We start from the raw sequence: 18,749 nt of genomic DNA on the forward strand, positions 1-18,749 counted from the left end.
GCTCCTTATCATCAAAGAAACAGGTGGTGCCGTGTGGTTGGTCACTTTTTAACGTATTTTATCGCTAGAGGCCTGCCGGGCATCATCAATTTTCTAGCGATTTTTCTTTACAGCCGGCTGCTGACACCGGAGGAATATGGGAAATACGCGATGATTCTCGCGGCGGCCGCACTCGTGAATTCCTTGCTGTTAAGCTGGCTTCGGCTCGGTGTGCTCCGCTATTATCCATCCTACAGTGAAGGAGAGCGGAACGCGTTTTTGAGCACGGTGCTGGCAGCGTTTATCGTTTACACAGCCGGGTCGGGGCTTCTCGTCACTGGTGCCGCACTTGCCGGACTGTTCGACAGCGGCTATGCCGGTATTTGGCTGCTTGGTCTCTGCCTGCTATGGGTGAATGGGTTTTTCGATTTAAACCTGGAGATTTTCCGGGCGGATTTATCACCGAAAAGCTACGGCTGGTTTTACTTCAGCAAGGCGGCCCTGACGCTTGTCGTTTCGCTTGCTGTAATCACCGGCTTCCATGCGGGGGAAGAAGCATTGATCATCGGATCGATCACAGCATCGGTCATTCCGCTGGCCATTGTGATGCCTAAGGTGTGGCGCGGTCTTCATTTTCGGCTGGTGGATTGGAGCATTTTGCGCCAGCTGCTTGCTTACGGGCTGCCGCTGACATTAACGCTTACGATGGGCTTTATTGTCGACAGCTCGGACCGGCTGCTTCTCGGCTGGCTGAACGGAACCGAAGCTGCCGGGCTGTACGCAGTGACGTATGACTTTGCTCAGCAGACGATGATTTTAATGATGACCATTGTGAATTTAGCGGCGTACCCGCTCATTATTCATGCGATGGAAAAAGGGCGTATGGCTGAAGTAAAAAGCCGGATGGAGCAAAACGTCGTGTTTTTGATCGCGATTGCACTCCCGGCTGCCGGGGGAATGATCCTGCTCAGTGAAAACATCGCCCGCTTGTTTTTCGGAGAAGCCTACCGCGATGCTGCAGCACTCGTGATTCCCTGGATTGCCCTCGTCTCATTTATACAAGGGATGAAGGTGTTTTATCTGGATCTGGCTTTTCAGCTGAGCAAGCAGACGAGCAAGCAGATCGTACCGGTGGCATCAGGCGCTCTCTTGAATATTGTGCTGAATCTCTGGTGGATTCCTCTTTATGGCATACAGGGGGCGCTGGCTGCGACAGGCGCTGCTTACCTCGTTTCATCTGTACTGAGCTGGCAGCTGGGCAAAGCCTGCTTCGCGCTGCCGCTGCCAGGAAAAGAAGTGCTGAAGGTGATGGCAGCGACCGCCCTGATGATCGCGTCTCTGTACCCTGTCCATCACTTTCACGGAATCGCGGCTCTCGTGCTGCAGGTGCTGATCGGTACGGCTGTTTATGCCGCGTGCTCATGGGGCTTAAACGTTCAAGGGATTCGGGACACTGTAAACATTAATCAGCTAAAGCTAAAAGTAAAGGGGTGAAGGGGATGGAGACCAAAAAAGTGGCGTTATTTCTTCCATCATTAGTCGGAGGGGGAGCCGAGCGGGTCATGCTGAGTCTTGCTTCTGAATTTGCCGATCAGGGCCATAGCGTGGATCTTGTTCTGGCAAAAGCAAAAGGGGAGTATCTGGATCAGGTGCCGGCCAATGTGCACATTGTTGATTTAAACGCATCAAGGGTGCTGTACAGCCTGTTTCCGCTTATTCGGTATTTAAAGGAGCATCAGCCAAACTCGGTGCTGTCGGCGCTGAATCATACGAACATTATGGCGATTGCGGCTGTTGCGCTCGCGAATGTAAAAGCGAAAACGGTTGTCAGCATTCACAGCAACCTGACTCAGTTCTCGAAGGTGACGAAAACACGGATGGTCATGCGCTGGATTCCGCCGTTGATGAAATGGAGCTTTAAACGGGCGGATAAAGTAGTGGCCGTGTCACAGGGGGTCGCGGATGACGTGATCGAGCATTTGCAGCTTCCAGAGGAGCAGGTGCAGGTAATTTACAACCCGGTCGTCGATGATTCGCTTATTCAGCGAGCCAATGAGCCGGTCGATCATCCGTGGTTCGTAAGCGGAGAGCCGCCTGTTTTGCTCGCAGTCGGACGGCTGACATCTGAGAAGGACTTCCCGAATTTGATCCAGGCATTTGCCCGTTTGAAAGAACATCATGAAGCGCGGCTGATGATTTTAGGTGAAGGAGAAAAGCGGGAAGAGCTGGAGGTGCTTATTAAAAAGCTCGGTCTGACGGAACATGTCCAGCTGCCCGGCTTTGTGGACAACCCGTACGCCTACATGAAAAGGGCCCGCTTGTTTGTCCTGTCCTCCTCCTGTGAAGGGCTGCCGACTGTTTTAATCGAAGCACTGGCGTGTGGAACAGAAGTAGTCTCCACTGACTGTCCGAGCGGTCCGCGGGAAATTCTCGACAACGGCCGCCATGGATCGCTTGTCGCCATTGAAGACAGTGAGGCGCTGTTTCAGGCCATGAAGGAACGGCTTGATATTCCGGAGGCCGGAAGCAGCAGCGAAGCGTACGAGCCCTTCTGGAAAACGAACGTGTCCCGCCAGTATTTAGATATTTTATAGAGTGGTGGTGAGATCGGTGAAGCATATTCCGTTTTTATTCTTATTATTAACCATCTTTGCGATTCCATGGGAGAACGCCGTGGTGCTGCCAGGGCTTGGCACGATCGTCCGGCCGATTGGCATTCTCGCCTTTTTGCTGACGGCGGTTCTCGTGATCAGAAACGGCACGTTCCGCGAGCTTGCACCGATTCATTACGCACTGCTTGCGTTTATTGTCTGGAGCGGGCTGAGCATGATCTGGACGGTCGATGCTGAATTGACGCTGATCCGAATTAAAACCTATGCCCAGCTGTTTGTCATGGTCTGGCTGATCTGGGAGCTGGTCCGGACAAATGCACAAATGAACATCGTGCTGCAGGCGTACGTACTTGGTGCCTGGGTGGCTGTTGGAAGCACGGTTTCCAATTTTTTATCGTCCGATCAAGTGACCTACGGACGGTATTCAGCGGAAGGGTTTGACCCGAACGACCTTGGCGTCATGCTGGCGCTCGGCATTCCGATTGCCTGGTATTTGTTTATGAAGCAGAAAAACTGGCTGTTCCGCTTGTTCAATGCCGCCTACCTGGCGATGGCGATGTGGACGATCAGCTTAACGGCTTCCCGGACGGCCTTTGTTGTTGGCATGGTGGGCTTGTTATACGTCGCTGCCACCTTTGGCCATTTAACGAACAAAATGAAAATTCTTCTTGTCTGCATGTTAGCTGTAGGTGTTACATATGGTATTCAGTCGGTGCCGGCGGATTCACTGGAGCGGATTGCGACGATCGGGGAGGATGTTGGAGCCGGAGATTTAAACGGACGCAGAGAGTTCTGGATGGCCGGTCTTGACATGATTGAAGAACAGCCGCTGCTCGGCATTGGGGCCGGCGCTTACCCGAGAGCCATGGAAGTGATGATTGATACGCGTGATTTAAGCCATAATACGTTGCTTGCTGTTTTGGCGGAAACGGGTGTGATCGGGCTGCTGCTGTTTCTCGGCATGATCGTGTTATTTCTTTATACTGCCTCGAAAACAACGTATTTGGAGGCTGCTCTGTTTATCAGCTTACTGGCTGTCTGGCTGCTCGCGACGATGTTTTTAACGTGGGAAATGCGCAAGCCGACCTGGCTGCTTTTCGGATTAATTGCGCTTGAATCGGCCAAGTGGCAGGTGCGCCCGGTTCTATCAACAATCAGGCCCATCCATCTTGTAAAGGAGTGATTCATTGTGGTCCCGATTTTATTTTTAATCACAGGGTTAAATACGGGCGGAGCGGAAATGCAAGTCTACCAGATGATCAAAGCGCTCCGTCATAAACAATCAATCTACCATCCGGTGGTCGTGTCGCTGCTGCCGCCCGGACAGGTGGGAGAAAAGCTGAAAGCAGACGAGATTCCGGTTTATTCGCTGGACATGAAGCGCGGACGGCCGAGTGTGGCGGCGATCGCCAGACTGAACCAGATTGTGAAAAAGGAAAAGATCGAGCTGATTCATTCGCACATGTATCATGCCAATTTGCTCGGGCGGCTCATGAAGGTGCTGCACCCTGAGATCAAGCTGGTGAATACGATTCATAACATTAACATTGGCGGGCGGAACCGGGAGCGGATGCTTCAGATGACAAACCGGCTGACCGATTCCATGACGATTATTAGTGAAACCGCCCGCGAGCACTTTCTGCAAACGGGAACCGCCCGGCCGGATCAGCTGCTGTTCCTGCCCAATGGAGTGAATACAAAGCTGTATAAGGAAACGACAGGTGCACGCGAAACGATTCGCAGCGAGCTCGGACTCGCGGATTCTACGTTTGCCTGGCTTGCCGTTGGCCGGTTCGATGAACAGAAAAATTATCCGAATCTGTTGAAATCATTCGGGAATGTTCTTCGTCATCACCCGGATACGGTGCTGCTGCTGGCTGGAACCGGACCGCTTCTGGAGGAAACAAAGGAAATGGCTGCTGATCTCGGTATTGCGCACCGAACCCGTTTTCTCGGCTACCGGACGGACATTCCGGACTTGATGAGCGCGGCTGATGCGTACGTCATGTCGTCAGACTGGGAAGGAATGCCCCTTGTGCTGCAGGAAGCCTCCTCCGTCGGTTTGCCGATTGTTTGCACGAATGTAGGCGGCAACAAGGAAGTGGTGGTCACCGGCAAGACGGGCTTTATCGTCCAGCCGAAAAGCCATTATGCGCTGGCAGAAGGCATGCTTTGCCTGATCCGGATGGAACCGGAAAGCCGGAAGCAGATGGGACAGGCCGGAAAAGAGTATGTACAGGCGGCTTTTGAAATGGACCGGATCGCGGAAAAATGGGATTCGCTCTACAGAAAAGTGCTCGAGCGGCAAATTCAAGCGGTATAAGGAGGAAAACAAGGTGGATCAATCAGGAGCTCGGCCGAAAGTGGCGTTTGTTGCATCTGTTTACCGGCATCTGGCGGCGTTTCATCTTCCCTATATGAAATGGTTTCAGCTGCAAGGCTTTGACGTTCACGCTTATGGTCTCCCGGATAACGGAAAAGAAGAGGTGGAACGAATCGGCGTCCTCTGTCACGATGTTACGTTTCAGCGCTCGCCCTTCCAGCTTGATAACATCCGGGCGCTTAAGCAGCTGACCGCAAGCTTTCAGCAGGAAGGCTTTCAGGTCGTTCATGTTCATACACCAGTCGCCAGTGTACTCGGCCGCATTGCTGCTAAACGAAGCAACGTACCGGCTGTTTTATACACAGCGCACGGCTTTCACTTTTTCGAAGGGGCCCCGCTGATCAACTGGCTCACCTTTTACCCGGTGGAGCGAATCATGGCGAAGTACACCGATTACCTGCTGACGATGAATGAAGAGGATTTCAAGCGGGCCAGGCGGTTTCCGGTTAAGCAGGAGGTGCTGTTTGTGAAAGGGGTTGGCGTCGACCGAAGCGGATTTCTCGGTGAAAATGACCAGCGGAAAAAGGAAACGAGAGCCCGGCTCGGCATTGGCGAAAAGGAGTTTGTCATCGTTTGTGTAGCGGAGCTGAGCGACCGGAAAAACCAGGTGCAGCTGATCGAAGCGCTGCACCAGCTGAAAACGAACCGGCCGGTGAGGTGTTTACTCGTCGGCAATGGAGAAGGAGAAGAAAAACTGAGACAGATGACAGCTGCTTACGGACTGTCAGATGTGATCCGATTTCTCGGCTTCCGAAAAGATGTGCCGGAGCTGATTGAAGCCTCGGATGTCGTCACGCTGCTGTCCAGGCAGGAAGGGCTGCCGCGAGCGTTAATGGAGGGTCTCGCTGCCGGAAAGCCGATCGTCACAACCGATGTGAGGGGAAATCGGGATTTAGTGGTCCATGGACAAAATGGATATGTGGTCGGGCTCGGTCACGTGGAAGAAACGGTTTGGGCATTTGACCGGATGATTAACCGGCCTCATATGCTGAAGGAAATGGGCGGCCAGAGCCGGGAGTTGTCCCGCCAGTACGATACGTTTTTCATCTTAAAGGAGATGGAGCGGGTTTATAAACGGGCGACACAGCACGTACCCTATGTATACAAACAGGAGGAGATCGGATGATGTTGCAGCTCGGGATCAAACGTGTAATGGATGTGCTGTTTGCACTGCTGGCATTAGTCGTACTGTCTGGGGTACTGTTATCGATTAGCCTGGCGATCAAGCTGGATTCAAAAGGACCGGTTTTATTCAAACAGGAACGGCTCGGCAAAAACGGAAAAGCTTTTCACATTTACAAATTCAGAACGATGATCGTCGGGGCGGAAACGAAAGGACGCGGCATTTTTCAGGATGAGAACGACGACCGTATCACAAAAGTGGGCAAGCTTTTACGCATGACCAGCCTGGACGAGCTGCCACAGCTGTTTAACATTTTAAAGGGTGAGATGAGCTTTATCGGACCGCGCCCGCCGCTGACCTACTATCCGTATCCAGCAGACGAGTATACAGATGAACAAAAGGTCCGCTTTCAGTTTTTGCCAGGCATGACAGGATACGCGCAGGTGATGGGCCGCAATTCGTTAAGCTGGGAAGAAAAAATTCACTACGATGTCGATTATGTAGACAATTACAGCCTCGGACTTGATATGAAAATATTCATTCTGACGATCTATAAGATTATGCAGCGGGAGCATGTGCACCACCCTGAAGCAGCAGAAACCCCGCTGAATAAAAAAGCATAACAGCACGGGGAGGGAGGCATTGCCATGATCGGTGAAACAACGGCCTATCAGCTATTGGACAGCAGGCACAAGGAAAAGTGGGACGAGCTTGTGAAGGCATGTGAAGTGTTCGATGTGTTTTTTTTAGCAGATTATCTGGCGTTATATGAGCAGCGCGGAGAAGGAAGCGCCCGGCTGTTTGTGTACAGAGAGAGCCCGGAGCAGTATGTTGTGTATCCTTACTTGCTTCGGACGATTCCGGAAAAGGTAGAAGGAGATACGTATTTTGATATTGTCACGCCGTATGGCTACGGCGGACCGCTGTATTCCGTTCAATGGCTCTCGGATGATGCGGATTTTGTCGGCCGGTTTCGTGAAGCGTTCGGCCGCTACTGCCGGTCAGAAGGGATAGTCAGCGAGTTTATCCGGTTTCATCCGTATCAGGACAATGACGGTGCACTCGATGCTCATATGCCCGTTACGGTTGCCGGAGATATCGTGTACAACGATTTGCTGCTGTCGGAGGAAGACATTTGGGCAAACACGGCTTCCAGCAAAAAAAGAAGAATTAAAAAAAGCAAAAAAAATGGTGTGCAGGTGCAGTTTATAAACGGAGAAAACATCACAAAGGACGATATCTTCACGTTTTACAGCATCTACACCGAAACGATGGACAAAAAGCAGGCGTCCTCGTTTTATTACTTCCCGCTTTCTTTTTTTCAGGAGTATGTTCAGCAGCTGGCGCCTTACGTCATGCTCGCCTTTGCCCGGCACAACGGCAAGGTGATCTCGACCAATCTCGTCCTGAAAACAGCCGGGTTTGCGACGATTCATTTAAGTGCCTCGTTAAAAGAGCACCTGCCGCTTTGCCCGAACTGCAATTTGCGCTATGAGTCGATCCTCTGGGCAAAGGAAGAGGGATTTCTCGTAATGGATCATGGCGGCGGCAAGGAAAAAGGAGATTCATTGTTTGCCTACAAGCAGCAGTTTTCCAAAAGCATTCGACAGTACAAGGTTGGCAAAAAAGTTCATCTGGAAACGATTTACGAGCAGCTTGCTTCCGGGCTTCCCGGACAGATGCAAGGAGAGCAAGCCGATTTTTTCCCAGAATACCGCAAAATAGGGTCATAGAACGGCCATCATACATCAGGGGAGAGGATAAGCATGAAAAAGAATTTCATGGTTCTTGGAGGCGGCGCTGGTCAGCTGGCAGGAATTATCAAGGCAAAGGAGCTCGGGATGAACGTAGTGGTTGTTGACCGGGACCCTGCTTGCGTCGGCGCGTTGTATGCGGACTTTTTTGAACAGGTGGATACCGTTGATTTCGCCGCTGTTGAGCAGGTGGCACGCCATTACAATGTCGTCGGCTCGATGACGATGTCGAATGATGTGGCGGTTCCCACAAGCTGTTATGTGAATGAAAAGCTCGGGCTGCCGATGCAGGGAAAAGGGCTGACGGAGCTGATGACCGATAAATACCAGATGCGAAAACGGTACGCAGCGCATCACGTTTCTTCGCCGGGTTTTTACGAAGTGACGAAGGAAACGAGCCTGACTGCTCTTGCCACTCGTCTTTGGGGGGACGGTCCGTGCGCTTATATTGTCAAGCCGTCTGACGGGTCCGGCAGCCGGGGGATTACAAAAATAACCGCCAGCAGGCAGCTGCGGGAGGCGGTTTTAAAGGCGCTGGACAGCAGCCGGAGCGGACGGGTAATAGTCGAAGCGTTTATCGAAGGATTAGAAGTCGGCGCTGTTGGGTTTTGTGTGAATGGCCGGATGGAATACTGTTTTGTCCATAATGATAAAGTGACGAACATGATTCCTGTGGGCCATTCGTTTCCTTCTTTTTTAACAGATGAGCAGGTCGCCATTATTCAAACAGAAACAGCAAAAGCGTTTAAAAGCCTGGGCCTCGATAATGGACCGAGCAACATCGACTTTATTATTGATGAAAAGGGCGTTCCTTATTTAATTGAAATTGGCGCGAGAATACCTGCTACCCGGGTACCAGAGCTTGTGGAGGCCTATGCCGGCATTGACCTTGTTAAACTGACTGTTCAGCTGGCAGCTGGCGAAGCGGTCGTTTGTCCGAAGCCGGATTGGAAGCAGCCGGTCGCAGCGGAAATGCTGAACTTCTCAGAGGATTGCATTGTGGATCATATCGAATCGTATGAAGATCTTATCCAGGCATACGCCCCTGTGGATTTCGATCTGCACATTCAGCCGGGCGAAAAAATCTCGAAGCTGACATCCGGGCGGAATCATTACGGCCACGTCACGATTACCGGTGCAGATGCGAGAGAAGCTGAAGTAAAATGTGAAGCCTTTTTAACGGAGCTGAAAAAGCGGATTGTTTTTGAAGAATTGACCGTGAAGGATGGAGCTGATGTGCCTTTATGCTGAGGAAAAAAACAATTATTGTCGCCAGCAGTGTGCTGATGGTGTCCAGTCTGATGGCGGGTTTTGCTTATAACAAAAAGTACTCGCCGGCGATCTGGTCGATTCACGTTTTGAAAACAGACGAGCCTGTCACCCTATCGGGAAAAGCGCTGGATCTGGCGGTTCCAGCGCTGAAGCCGGAGGATGTAACGGATGTAAAGGCCTCATTTGTAGCTGACCCTTTTTTATTCAATGATGCGGAGAACTATTATTTGTTTTTTGAAGTGCTGAATGAAGAGTCAGGCCAGGGAGATATTGGCCTTGCGACAAGCAAGGACGGCGAGAAGTGGACCTACGAGCAAATTGTGCTTGATGAAGACTTTCACCTTTCGTATCCGCACATTATAAAAGAAGGCAATGAGTATTACATGATTCCTGAGTCGGTCGAAGCAGGCGGCGTTTATTTGTATAAAGCGACTTCCTTCCCGCATAAGTGGGAGCGTGTGAAAAAGCTGGTAAGCGGTCCTTATACAGATGCGACTCTTTTTAAGCACCAAAACAAGTGGTGGATGTTTGCGGCAGGGCTTGATAATGAAACGCTTCATTTGTTTCACGCAGAGGCGCTGGACGGCGAATGGGTCCCGCACGTGAAAAGTCCGCTGATCACAAACGACAGGAGCAATTCGAGGCCAGCAGGCGGTGTGGTAGCAGATGACGGCCGGCTTTACCGGTATGTACAGGATGATGGACCGTATTATGGCCATTCCGTCAAGGTATTTGAGATTCTGTCTTTAACGGACACATCTTATCTTGAAAAAGAACTTGGCGTGATTTTAGAAGGAAGCGGCGTGGAAGGGGACTGGCGGGAGGATGGCATGCACCATATTGATCACTTGAAGCTGAGTGACGGCAGCTGGCTGGTGACGGTGGATGGACACCGCTTCGACCACCAGAATTACGTCCTGTGGCGGCTAAGGAAGTTGTTTCAATGAAGCCGTGAACCGCGACTGACATGAAATGGGGTGAGAGACATGCAGAAAACGGGTGTGGTGATGATGCCTGTGAAAAAAAAGGATATTTCTTTCGTTTCAGAATGGACAAAGGAGTGGCTCGGCGCAGCTCATCCGCTGGCGTATTCGTTAACCATTTTTTCAAGCCCCGGCTACACTGGTTTTGTACGGAATCAGTTGGAAACAGGGGGGCCGGTGAAGCTGATTGGGGCATATGATGGACCCGAGCTGCTCGGTTTCATTGAATTGCGGCGGCTGCCGGACGAGCTGTTTATTAACAATTTTTGCGTAAAAAGCGAAGCGCGGGGCCGGAAAGTGGGAGAAGCGCTTCTTGCCCATACAGAACAGCTGGCAAAAGCATTAGGAGCAGCAACGGTTGGGCTGGACTGCTTTTTATGGAACGAACGTGCCTTGCAAAAATACAAGTTGTCCGGCTACCGGGAAACAGGACGCATTGGGTGGCTGACCAGTCCGAATAGGGGAAACGGGAGCGAGGCAGAGCCCTTTTTTATAAAAGAAAAACAAAAAGCAGATGCTCATCATCACGCATTCGGGTTTTCTCAATTTTTCGTGGAAACAGCCCAAGGACCGTTATCAGTCAATCGGTTAAAAGAAACTTATTTTCGCGTCGCAGCAAAGGATCACCATCCGGCTTACGATAACATTCTTGCACAGATTGACTCGAAGCGTGCCCTTTTTATGATTTGGCCAGGCCAGGAGGCGGCACCGGATGGATGGAAAAAGGCAAGTGACAGCGTCAGGATGGAAAAGCGGATTCATTAAATTCATGACAATGAGGTGAAGGAATGGTTTTTAAAGTACTGAGCATCGCGGAAAAAGATGAGTGGCGGGCGTATATGGAGAAATTCCCTCAAGCAGATATTTATTTTACAGCTGATTATTGTCATATTTATGAAAACAATGGGGAAGGCAAGGCACAGCTTTTTGTGTATGAAAATGGAGAAGCCTGCATCATTTACCCGTATTTGCTTCGGGAAATTAACAGCTCCCGCCTGGGAATAAGCGCACAGGACCCGCTGTATGATATTATCACGCCTTACGGTTACGGGGGGCCGCTCTGCAACATTGCCGATGAACAGGAACGGAAAAAACAGTTCGCCCTTTTTCAGCAGCTGTTTACTGAATATTGCCAAGCTCAAAACATTGTCACCGAATTTGTCCGGTTTCATCCGCTGATCCGCAATGACCGGGACTACACAGGCGTGTCATCCAGCTTTAATCGAAATACAGTGAGCCTCACGCTTCAGGAGGACGAGGCAGCTTTTATGGACAGCCTGCGGAATAAAGGGCGAAACCGGGTGAAGTATGCGATGAAGCAGGGGCTGACCGTGACGCAGGAAGGACTTTGCCACCTGGACTGGTTTGCGGAAAACTACGCGAAAACGATGGAAAAAAACCAGGCGGATTCGTACTATTTCTTTAAGGATGGATTTTTCCGCGATACGATGGAGCTGCTGGAAGAGAATATGACCACCTTTGCTGTCCGGTATGAGGGAGAAGTGATCGCATCGTGTATGTTTATGCATTACAACGACTACGTTTCCTACCATTTAACCGGCTCGAAAAAAGAGTTTCTCCACCTGGCTCCATCCAATTTGCTCGTCTGGCATGCAGCGGTCTGGTTCGGCAAGCTCGGCTATAAATCGATGCACCTCGGCGGCGGCTACCGGCAGGATGATGACCTGCTCCGGTTCAAGCGGAATTTCACCAAAAATCCGCTGCTTGATTTTTATATCGGGAAAAAGGTGCATTTACCGGAACAGTATGAGCAGCTGACAAAAGGCATTCACGCCCCGGAGGACTTCTTCCCATTGTACCGGCATCATTCTGCAGTGGACAAGGTGTCGGTGTAGGTGGTTGCGGCTAACGGCGGTATCAGCGTTAGCTTGTTGAAAAAGATTTTATCAATGAACAGCAGGTGATGTTATCCGCTTTTTCAAAACCATCGTGCTTGCGCCAACATAGTAGGGGCGGCTTCTGCAGGACTTCGCGTTCGGAGGGGCGGGCGGTGAGCTAACTTTTGTCGCTGACGCTTCAAAAGTGGATCTCACCTGCCCCGCTGATCCCTCCCGTGTCTCCGTCCTGCGCCAGCCGCCCTGGTGGGAGGAAAGCATCTTCCGAAAGTTAAAAGTGGAATGGATCTGATCCGAAAAGTAAGTTGAACAATCGTTTTTCCATTTTGACTGATAAAATAAAAGAAGTGACTGATAAACACGCCAGTCTGACCGGATAAAGCATTTTATCGGTCAGATGTTGACGGTTACCGGTCACTTCCACCACTATCTGCACCGGGTTTCTTTTATTCAACTCTTTTCTAGAAAACACAATAGCCTTTATTTTGCTCATAAAAAGGGGGCGCATTTGTGTTTCTGCGTTCCAAAAAAGCTTCCCGGTCAGCCGGGAAGCTTTTTTTATGGCGTGGAAAGCTCTTCTTCTGTTACCCACTTATGGTTGGTGACTTCCTGTCCATCCGTCGTTGTGAAGTCGATCATGTAAACGGTTGTGTCCACAGCGGAATCGATCATTGCTTCAGCGCCGTCCATGCCTTCCATGTGGTCGGCACTCAGCGTAACGGCATCGCCTGCGACAAACGGTTCTTCGCCTGATCCCCCGATTTCTTCGTGAATCACCCATTTATGGTCTTCAACAGGATCTCCGCCGGTTGTCGGTGTGTAGGAAACGGTGTAAACGGTTGTGTCATACGCGCCGGCGATTGTGGCTTCAGCGCCTTTCATGCCGTCCATATGCCCTTCCTGGATGATCGCAGTGGAGCCAACCGGGAATGCTGGATTCGCTGCTTCCTCCAGCCCTTCTGGAACGTCGCCGCTGCCGGAATGATCCATGTCATGGCCGGAATGAGCGCTCTCTTCCTGTTCCGTTTCAACAGCCGGTTCTTCCTCTGCAGCCCCGCACCCTGCAAGCAGCAAGGAGGCAAATAAAGCGGCTCCCATCTTCTTTTTCATTCAAAATCATCCTTTCTTGTTGATGTTGTTGCTCTTATAATACCCGGCTTTTTTGCAGAAACCGTGCACTTTTTCATTTTCTGCACGAAAAATCCGTTTTTCCCATCTATAATAAGGGTCAACGTGATCGGAGAAAAAAGAGGTGTTCTATGTTTACGAAATTATCATTTAAAATAGGGCTTTTATTTTTTATTTCCATCCTGCTCATTGAAGCGCTGCTGTTTTACACGCTTTACGTGACGCTCGTCGATGACCGGGTGGATGAAGTGATGGATAATTTGCTTGCGCGGGGAGAAACGCACAGTGCGGTGCTGGCAGAAAGCTTTCAAGAAGAAACGATGAATCACGTCAGCATGATGGAGGGAGCGTCGAGCTTCAGTGTGATTGTGACGGATGAAACGGGCGGCGTGCTGATTCATTCGGACCCGATCCAGCCGGAAATGGCGGCGGTCATTCAAAACACCGATTTTCAGTCGATGCCGGCCGGCGGGCAGGTGGTGGAGACGAAGTGGGATGAAAAGGAGTATATCGCATCAGACAGCCCGGTCATGAACGACGGCGAGCATCTCGGCCACGTTTTTATGTTTTCGGATACAGAAGCTATTGAACGCATGGTCAGCCATATTCAGCGGCAGTTTGTCTGGGCGGGAGTGATAGCGGCTCTTTTAACAGTGGCTACCATCATGAGCTTGTCGCGGTTCATTACGATGCCGCTTATTCGAATGAAGGAAGCGACGGAGAAGCTCAGCCTTGGGCATCATCAAGTGGACCTGGTCGTTGACCGGAACGATGAACTCGGGGAGCTGGCGGCTTCAATTACAAAGCTATCTGATGATCTTGACCGGCTGAAACGGGCACGAAATGAATTTCTCAGCAGCATATCCCATGAACTGCGCACACCGCTCACGTATATCAAAGGCTATTCGGACATTTTAAACCGTCCTGGCTTATCAGAGCAGGACAAAGAAAAATACGCGGCCATTATTCAAGAGGAAGCCGACCGTTTAACCGGTTTTATTCAAAAGCTGTTTGAGCTGGCCAAGATGGATCAGCATGAGTTCCGAATTGTGAAAAAGGAAGCGTCGCTCGATAAGCTGCTCGAGGGGGTCGTTCAATTTGTCCGCGAAGCGTTTGAGCAGGAAGGCAAGTCACTGGCGATCTCAGGAGCGAAGGGGGTTCAGGTGATGATGGATCAAGAGCGGATGCAGCAGGTGCTGTTAAATCTGCTCGATAATGCGCGTAAATATTCAAGCACCGGCTCGCATGTGTCGATTGCTGTTGTTGAAAAAAACGACGAGGTGATCGTTGAAGTGAAGGACGAAGGGGCCGGCATTCCGAAAGAAGATCTTCCGTTTATTTTTGACCGGCTGTACCGGGTCGACAAATCACGTGCACGGGAAAGCGGCGGGTTCGGCATTGGCTTGTCGGTCGCAAAGGAAATTGTGGAAGCGCACGGCGGACGCATGTTCATTGAAAGCAAGGAAGGAATGGGCACGAAAGCGACTATTTCTCTTAAACGAAAGGATGATCGGGATGAGTACCATCTTATTGGTTGATGATGAAGAACGAATGCTGGACTTGCTGGCTCTTTACCTGGAGCCTCATCGTTACACGTGCTTAAAGGTCCAGGGCGGGAAGGAGGCGCTGGACATGGTCAAGCAGGAAGGCATTGATCTGGTCATTTTGGATGTGATGATGCCGGAGATGGATGGATGGACGGTCTGCAGGGAGATTCGCGCCATTTCGAGTGTGCCAATCATCATGCTGACAGCCCGTGGACAGGAGGAGGATGTTGTGAAAGGACTCCGGCTTGGCGCGGATGACTATGTGACAAAGCCATTTAGTGAACAAGAACTGATCGCCCGAATCGAGGCGCTGCTGCGGAGAAGTGCACCTGCTAAAAATATTTCCTTAAACGGATTAACATGGGATGAAGCCCGGTTCGAGGTGTCTTATGACGGACGGCCTATCCGTGTAACACCAAAGGAATTTGCACTGCTCGGCATTTTAATCAAGCACCCCCATCAAGTATTCGAGCGGGATCATCTGCTTGAGCTCGTATGGGGATATGAAACGGAAACAGAGGCAAGAACCGTCGACTCGCACGTACGGAATCTCCGGGAAAAAATACGTGACGCAGGGTTTCCGGTGGAGGCGCATTTTCAAACGGTGCGCGGTGTAGGGTATAAATGGGTGCAATAGCGGTCTGGACGGCTTGAAAAAATAGTGATTGCAGGCTGCCCGCCGAATAATCGGTTTTCGGCGGGCAGGAAAAAGAATCCAGGTTATGTTAGTAAAGAACGTAATATCCGGCGAGCTTGGCGTATTCCTTCCAGAGCATCCGCTTGCTTTCTTCATCGCTCCACCAGGCGGACCATTCGTAGCGCGATGGAGTGGCGGAATAGGAAAGCGAGATGCCGCTGTCCTGAAAGACTTTGTCGAAAATAAATTTGGTGCGGCGCATATGGTAATCGCTCGTGACGATAATGACCGAACTGTCCCCGCGGCGTTCAAGCAGCTCTTTCGTGTAAGTAGCGTTTGTATAGGTGCTGTACGCTTGTTCTTCGGCAATGACCTGGCCGGCAGGCACACCGAGCGCGACAGCTTCGCTCACTGTAAAGGTGCCGGTATTCGCGCGCGACAAAATGATGTCATCGGCATAGCCGTTTTTCCATAGCTGAACCCCGGCTTCAATGCGCTCGGTTCCCGGGCTCAGGATCACGATGGCGTCAGACGGCTTGGGCTGCTCCTGCACCATTAACACGTGGCCGGCATTCAGGAGAAAGGCGGCGAGAAGGCCGGCTCCAATGAGTGAGAAGCCGGCCAGCAGCCATCCTTTTTTACGAATCGTCACCTCGTTTCCTCCTTCCTTTTCGCTTATTCATCGTTGCGCCCATTTCCTTTTGCTGTATTTTTCTGAACCGTTGACTCCTTTACAGCTTTTAAGTTCATCCCGGCTTGTGTGTTGCTTAGCAGGCGGTTATGGATGATCGTCGCATCGGTTACATCAACGACCGACAAGCCGGCTCCGCCATTTCCGCGCACTTCATTCGATTGAATGACGATGCCGCTCTGATCATTAAGACCGCCCCAGACGGACACACCATTTCCTTTGTTCTGGCGGATGAGATTCGTGGAAATCCGGTTTTGCCCGATATGGTTCATCATCGAAATGCCGTCCTTTTCACTTTTCTCGATCGTGTTGCCGCTGATGGCGTTTTTGGTGGAGAAGTTGATGAAAATGCCGTTTTCGCTATTTCCGGAAATAAAATTATTGCGGATCGTATTTTCATCGGCCGCCCCGCTGTCCTGGCTGCCGCCGATATAAATGCCGCCTGCTTTATTTCCGGTCACCACGTTGTTCAGCGCGCTATTATGGCTGGCGTACACAAAAGCGATGCCATATCCGTTGTTGCCGGTCACCTTGTTGTAGAGCAGCTCGACATCTTCAAGCGGCAAATCAAACGGAGGATCACGTTCCAGGTCGATGCCGGCTTCAGGAGCCGTTCCATTAGTATTGGAAAAGGTACTGTTTTTCACGATGATGTTTTTGCCGGCTGTAATGGAGATTCCCTGCCGCCGGTTGTTGTCGCCTGTCACGTTGTGGATGGCCACGTCAGTCGGATAGGTCCGATTTTTTGCATCGCCTTCCACAATAAAGCCGTCCCCCCAAAAATCCTTCGCCGTCACGCCGGAGACCGTGATGTTGCTTGAGCTCCCGGCAATAAAGATGCCGTGCCCGAATTCCCCGCCGGTGTCTGTATGGTCATACCGGTCGCCTACGAGTGTGCCGCCGCTGATTTTGACATTTGTCCGATTGTAAACGGTAAAGATGCGGTAAATCGGAAGGTCATTCGGAATGGCCTTTAAAGTCGTTTTGCTGTCCAGCTGAATGACAGAGCCGTCCTTCACATGAAGAGTGCCGGTGTCCGGGTTGGTGTTAATCAAAAAAGTGCCGGCCGGAATACGCACGACCCCTTTTTTCGCTGCCGCCTCGTCAATGGCTTTCTGGATGGCTTTTGTGTCGTCCTTTGCATCATTCGGCACGGCCCCGAATGCCGCCGGGCTGAACACCGGAGGAGCCGCTGTCTGCTGAACAGCTGGTTTTTCGTCTTCTGTTTGCTCAAGCAGCACGCCGGCTGTTTTTGGAATGAAAAAGACCGCAGCAATGACGGCAGCAAGCAGCCAAAGAATCCAATATTTATCATGAAACGAAATAGGCTGTTTGATCATCATATGCATCTCAATTCACTTTCACGGTCGGGGCGCTTACTTCTTCCTGCGCTGCTTTGGCCGGCCGTTTTTGGCTGATGCCGACTTTTCCAACCATATAAGCGCCAAATGTCCATCTATTAAATAAATAAATCGTCAAGGCGCACAATCCGATACAAGCGAAAAACAGACCGGGAACGGTGAGCAGCGGCGGGAGATCCTGCCAGAGAAACGAAACCGCCGCAAAGATGGCCAGGAAAAATGGATGAAACAAGTAAATACCGAACGAGTACTGGCTGACCCACGAGAAGAAGCGTGGAATGCGCTTCAGGAGCATCGCATGAGAATAAAGGAAAAAGATCATGCTCGCGGTGAACAGCAGCATGTCAACCCGTTTAGACGACACAATCGGCATGACATCCAGATGATACAAACTGATGGACAGAGCACCGAAGGCCACCGTCGCGACTGTCGTCCAGTGCCGGTATTTCACGAGCTGCTTTTGGAATTCCTCAATAAAATGGCCGCTGTAAAAAGCGAGCGTGAAATAAAAGACCCATCCTAAAAACGGCACCCAGTAAAGCTGCGTCCATATATAATCGGTAAACGGAACGTTCAGCGGAGGGACAAAGTTGAAAAACGACAGGTAAGCCGCGTTGATGAGAAAAGAGCCGGCAATGACCTTTTTCGGAGAGGCTTTCTTTAAGTATGAATGAAACAGCAGGTGAAGCGCGTAAAATTGGAAAATAATTAAAATAAAGTAGCCGTGGTAATCACCGAGCAAAATATGGCGCCACGTATAGGTGAAAAAGGCGCTGCCGAACCCTGAGCCAAGGCCTGCGGATTCAAACGCTTTCGCGGCTGCGTAAAATACACCGAAAAATAGATAAGGCAAAAAGATAAAATGGATCCGGTTTCGCCAAAATGACTGAATCGGCCGGTTTCGGTACGAGTAGGCAATGATAAACTCGGAGATAAAAACAAAAGCGGGCGTGCCAAAAGTGAGCAGTACACTAAGCCCGTTCACCGTTTCACTTTGGTCCAAATACACACGGTCCAAAACGTGAAGCATCAGGATGCTGAGACAGGCGATACTTCGCAGCAGAAACATTTCATTTACAAGCGTCCGGCTTTGTTTCAATGGGTTCCCTCCTAATACATTCTTTTTGGAGAACAATTTGTTCGTTATAAAGAATATTACTATGGAGACAATGAAATGTAAAGGGAGATCTCTCTTTTTCTAAGTGAGAAGAAAACCAGTGAAAGAGAGCTTCTGTCTTTTTTCTTATTTTTCAGAAAATACTTGTAAAAGCGGGGGTGATTGATTAAGATGAGAGAAATGAATACATGCGGATGACGGTTGGGGGAGAGTGCGAAAGCCGCCGACGGAGCAAGTTTCAAAAGCCTTGAAACGAATCTCTCAGGTAAAAGGGACCCCAATCAGACGCAGCTCTGGAGAGAGCAT

Annotated in this window: 18 protein-coding genes and 1 riboswitch; of the genes, 13 read left to right on the plus strand and 5 right to left on the minus strand. The window is 50.6% G+C overall.

Features of this window, described 5'->3' with window-relative positions:
- Positions 1 to 33 precede the first annotated feature (33 nt).
- The 11 genes from BW952_RS05210 to BW952_RS05260 are packed head-to-tail and all read left to right on the plus strand — an operon-like array spanning position 34 to position 11,962.
- A complete protein-coding gene (locus BW952_RS05210) occupies positions 34 to 1,473 on the plus strand; it encodes a lipopolysaccharide biosynthesis protein (RefSeq protein WP_045850727.1) in 1,440 nt (479 codons plus the stop codon).
- Between the two features lie 5 nt (positions 1,474 to 1,478).
- The gene (locus BW952_RS05215) at positions 1,479 to 2,573 is read left to right on the plus strand and encodes a glycosyltransferase (RefSeq protein WP_045850728.1); all 1,095 of its coding nucleotides are present in this window, start codon (positions 1,479 to 1,481) and stop codon (positions 2,571 to 2,573) included.
- 16 nt (positions 2,574 to 2,589) lie between these two features.
- Positions 2,590 to 3,774 (plus strand): O-antigen ligase family protein, encoded by a 1,185-nt coding sequence (locus BW952_RS05220; protein ID WP_045850729.1) that lies wholly within the window; start codon positions 2,590 to 2,592, stop codon positions 3,772 to 3,774.
- Positions 3,775 to 3,780: 6 nt separating this feature from the next.
- A complete protein-coding gene (locus BW952_RS05225) occupies positions 3,781 to 4,914 on the plus strand; it encodes a glycosyltransferase (RefSeq protein ID WP_052698432.1) in 1,134 nt (377 codons plus the stop codon).
- Between the two features lie 13 nt (positions 4,915 to 4,927).
- Positions 4,928 to 6,100: a glycosyltransferase family 4 protein gene (locus BW952_RS19210; RefSeq protein ID WP_045850731.1), complete on the plus strand. Its 1,173-nt coding sequence runs from the start codon at positions 4,928 to 4,930 to the stop codon at positions 6,098 to 6,100.
- On the plus strand, positions 6,097 to 6,720 hold the full coding sequence (locus BW952_RS05235; RefSeq protein WP_269430730.1) for a sugar transferase: 624 nt from the start codon (positions 6,097 to 6,099) through the stop codon (positions 6,718 to 6,720). Before BW952_RS19210 ends, BW952_RS05235 begins: the two co-directional genes overlap by 4 nt.
- Positions 6,721 to 6,744: 24 nt before the next feature.
- Positions 6,745 to 7,830, plus strand: a complete 1,086-nt coding sequence (locus BW952_RS05240) for a GNAT family N-acetyltransferase (protein WP_045850732.1) — start codon at positions 6,745 to 6,747, stop codon at positions 7,828 to 7,830.
- Between the two features lie 33 nt (positions 7,831 to 7,863).
- On the plus strand, positions 7,864 to 9,102 hold the full coding sequence (locus tag BW952_RS05245; protein WP_045850733.1) for an ATP-grasp domain-containing protein: 1,239 nt from the start codon (positions 7,864 to 7,866) through the stop codon (positions 9,100 to 9,102).
- Complete coding sequence (locus tag BW952_RS05250) at positions 9,096 to 10,070, plus strand: glucosamine inositolphosphorylceramide transferase family protein (protein ID WP_052698433.1); 975 nt, start codon at positions 9,096 to 9,098, stop codon at positions 10,068 to 10,070. The genes BW952_RS05245 and BW952_RS05250 overlap by 7 nt, the downstream gene beginning before the upstream one ends.
- A 39-nt stretch (positions 10,071 to 10,109) precedes the next feature.
- Positions 10,110 to 10,871 (plus strand): GNAT family N-acetyltransferase, encoded by a 762-nt coding sequence (locus tag BW952_RS05255; protein WP_045850734.1) that lies wholly within the window; start codon positions 10,110 to 10,112, stop codon positions 10,869 to 10,871.
- A gap of 23 nt (positions 10,872 to 10,894) precedes the next feature.
- Positions 10,895 to 11,962 carry a lipid II:glycine glycyltransferase FemX gene (locus tag BW952_RS05260; protein ID WP_052698434.1) on the plus strand — a complete coding sequence of 356 codons (1,068 nt, stop codon included), beginning with the start codon at positions 10,895 to 10,897 and terminating at the stop codon, positions 11,960 to 11,962.
- Between the two features lie 271 nt (positions 11,963 to 12,233).
- Here BW952_RS05260 and BW952_RS19215 read toward each other — a convergent pair whose 3' ends face one another.
- Together BW952_RS19215 and BW952_RS05265 are read right to left on the minus strand one after the other, a co-directional pair.
- On the minus strand, positions 12,234 to 12,554 hold the full coding sequence (locus tag BW952_RS19215; protein ID WP_139325417.1) for a hypothetical protein: 321 nt from the start codon (positions 12,552 to 12,554) through the stop codon (positions 12,234 to 12,236).
- Positions 12,521 to 13,072: a YdhK family protein gene (locus BW952_RS05265; RefSeq protein ID WP_045849088.1), complete on the minus strand. Its 552-nt coding sequence runs from the start codon at positions 13,070 to 13,072 to the stop codon at positions 12,521 to 12,523. Before BW952_RS05265 ends, BW952_RS19215 begins: the two co-directional genes overlap by 34 nt.
- Positions 13,073 to 13,221: 149 nt before the next feature.
- Here BW952_RS05265 and BW952_RS05270 point away from each other — a divergent pair, with 149 nt between their 5' ends.
- Together BW952_RS05270 and BW952_RS05275 are read left to right on the plus strand one after the other, a co-directional pair.
- Positions 13,222 to 14,628, plus strand: coding sequence for a sensor histidine kinase (locus BW952_RS05270; protein WP_045849087.1), 1,407 nt, complete (start codon positions 13,222 to 13,224; stop codon positions 14,626 to 14,628).
- Complete coding sequence (locus BW952_RS05275; RefSeq protein WP_045849086.1) at positions 14,606 to 15,274, plus strand: response regulator transcription factor; 669 nt, start codon at positions 14,606 to 14,608, stop codon at positions 15,272 to 15,274. The genes BW952_RS05270 and BW952_RS05275 overlap by 23 nt, the downstream gene beginning before the upstream one ends.
- 88 nt (positions 15,275 to 15,362) lie before the next feature.
- Here BW952_RS05275 and BW952_RS05280 read toward each other — a convergent pair whose 3' ends face one another.
- The 3 genes from BW952_RS05280 to BW952_RS05290 are packed head-to-tail and all read right to left on the minus strand — an operon-like array spanning position 15,363 to position 18,425.
- Positions 15,363 to 15,926, minus strand: coding sequence for a YdcF family protein (locus tag BW952_RS05280; RefSeq protein WP_052698317.1), 564 nt, complete (start codon positions 15,924 to 15,926; stop codon positions 15,363 to 15,365).
- A 23-nt stretch (positions 15,927 to 15,949) separates the two neighbouring features.
- Positions 15,950 to 17,305, minus strand: a complete 1,356-nt coding sequence (locus tag BW952_RS05285; RefSeq protein ID WP_169714084.1) for a right-handed parallel beta-helix repeat-containing protein — start codon at positions 17,303 to 17,305, stop codon at positions 15,950 to 15,952.
- 10 nt (positions 17,306 to 17,315) lie between these two features.
- Entirely contained in the window at positions 17,316 to 18,425 is a 1,110-nt protein-coding gene (locus BW952_RS05290) for an acyltransferase family protein (RefSeq protein WP_052698315.1), read from the minus strand.
- Positions 18,426 to 18,637: 212 nt separating this feature from the next.
- Positions 18,638 to 18,731: riboswitch (glycine riboswitch) on the plus strand.
- Positions 18,732 to 18,749: the final 18 nt, after the last annotated feature.

It is taken from the genome of Domibacillus enclensis (genome assembly GCF_900156125.1).
GTDB lineage: Bacteria > Bacillota > Bacilli > Bacillales > Domibacillaceae > Domibacillus > Domibacillus enclensis.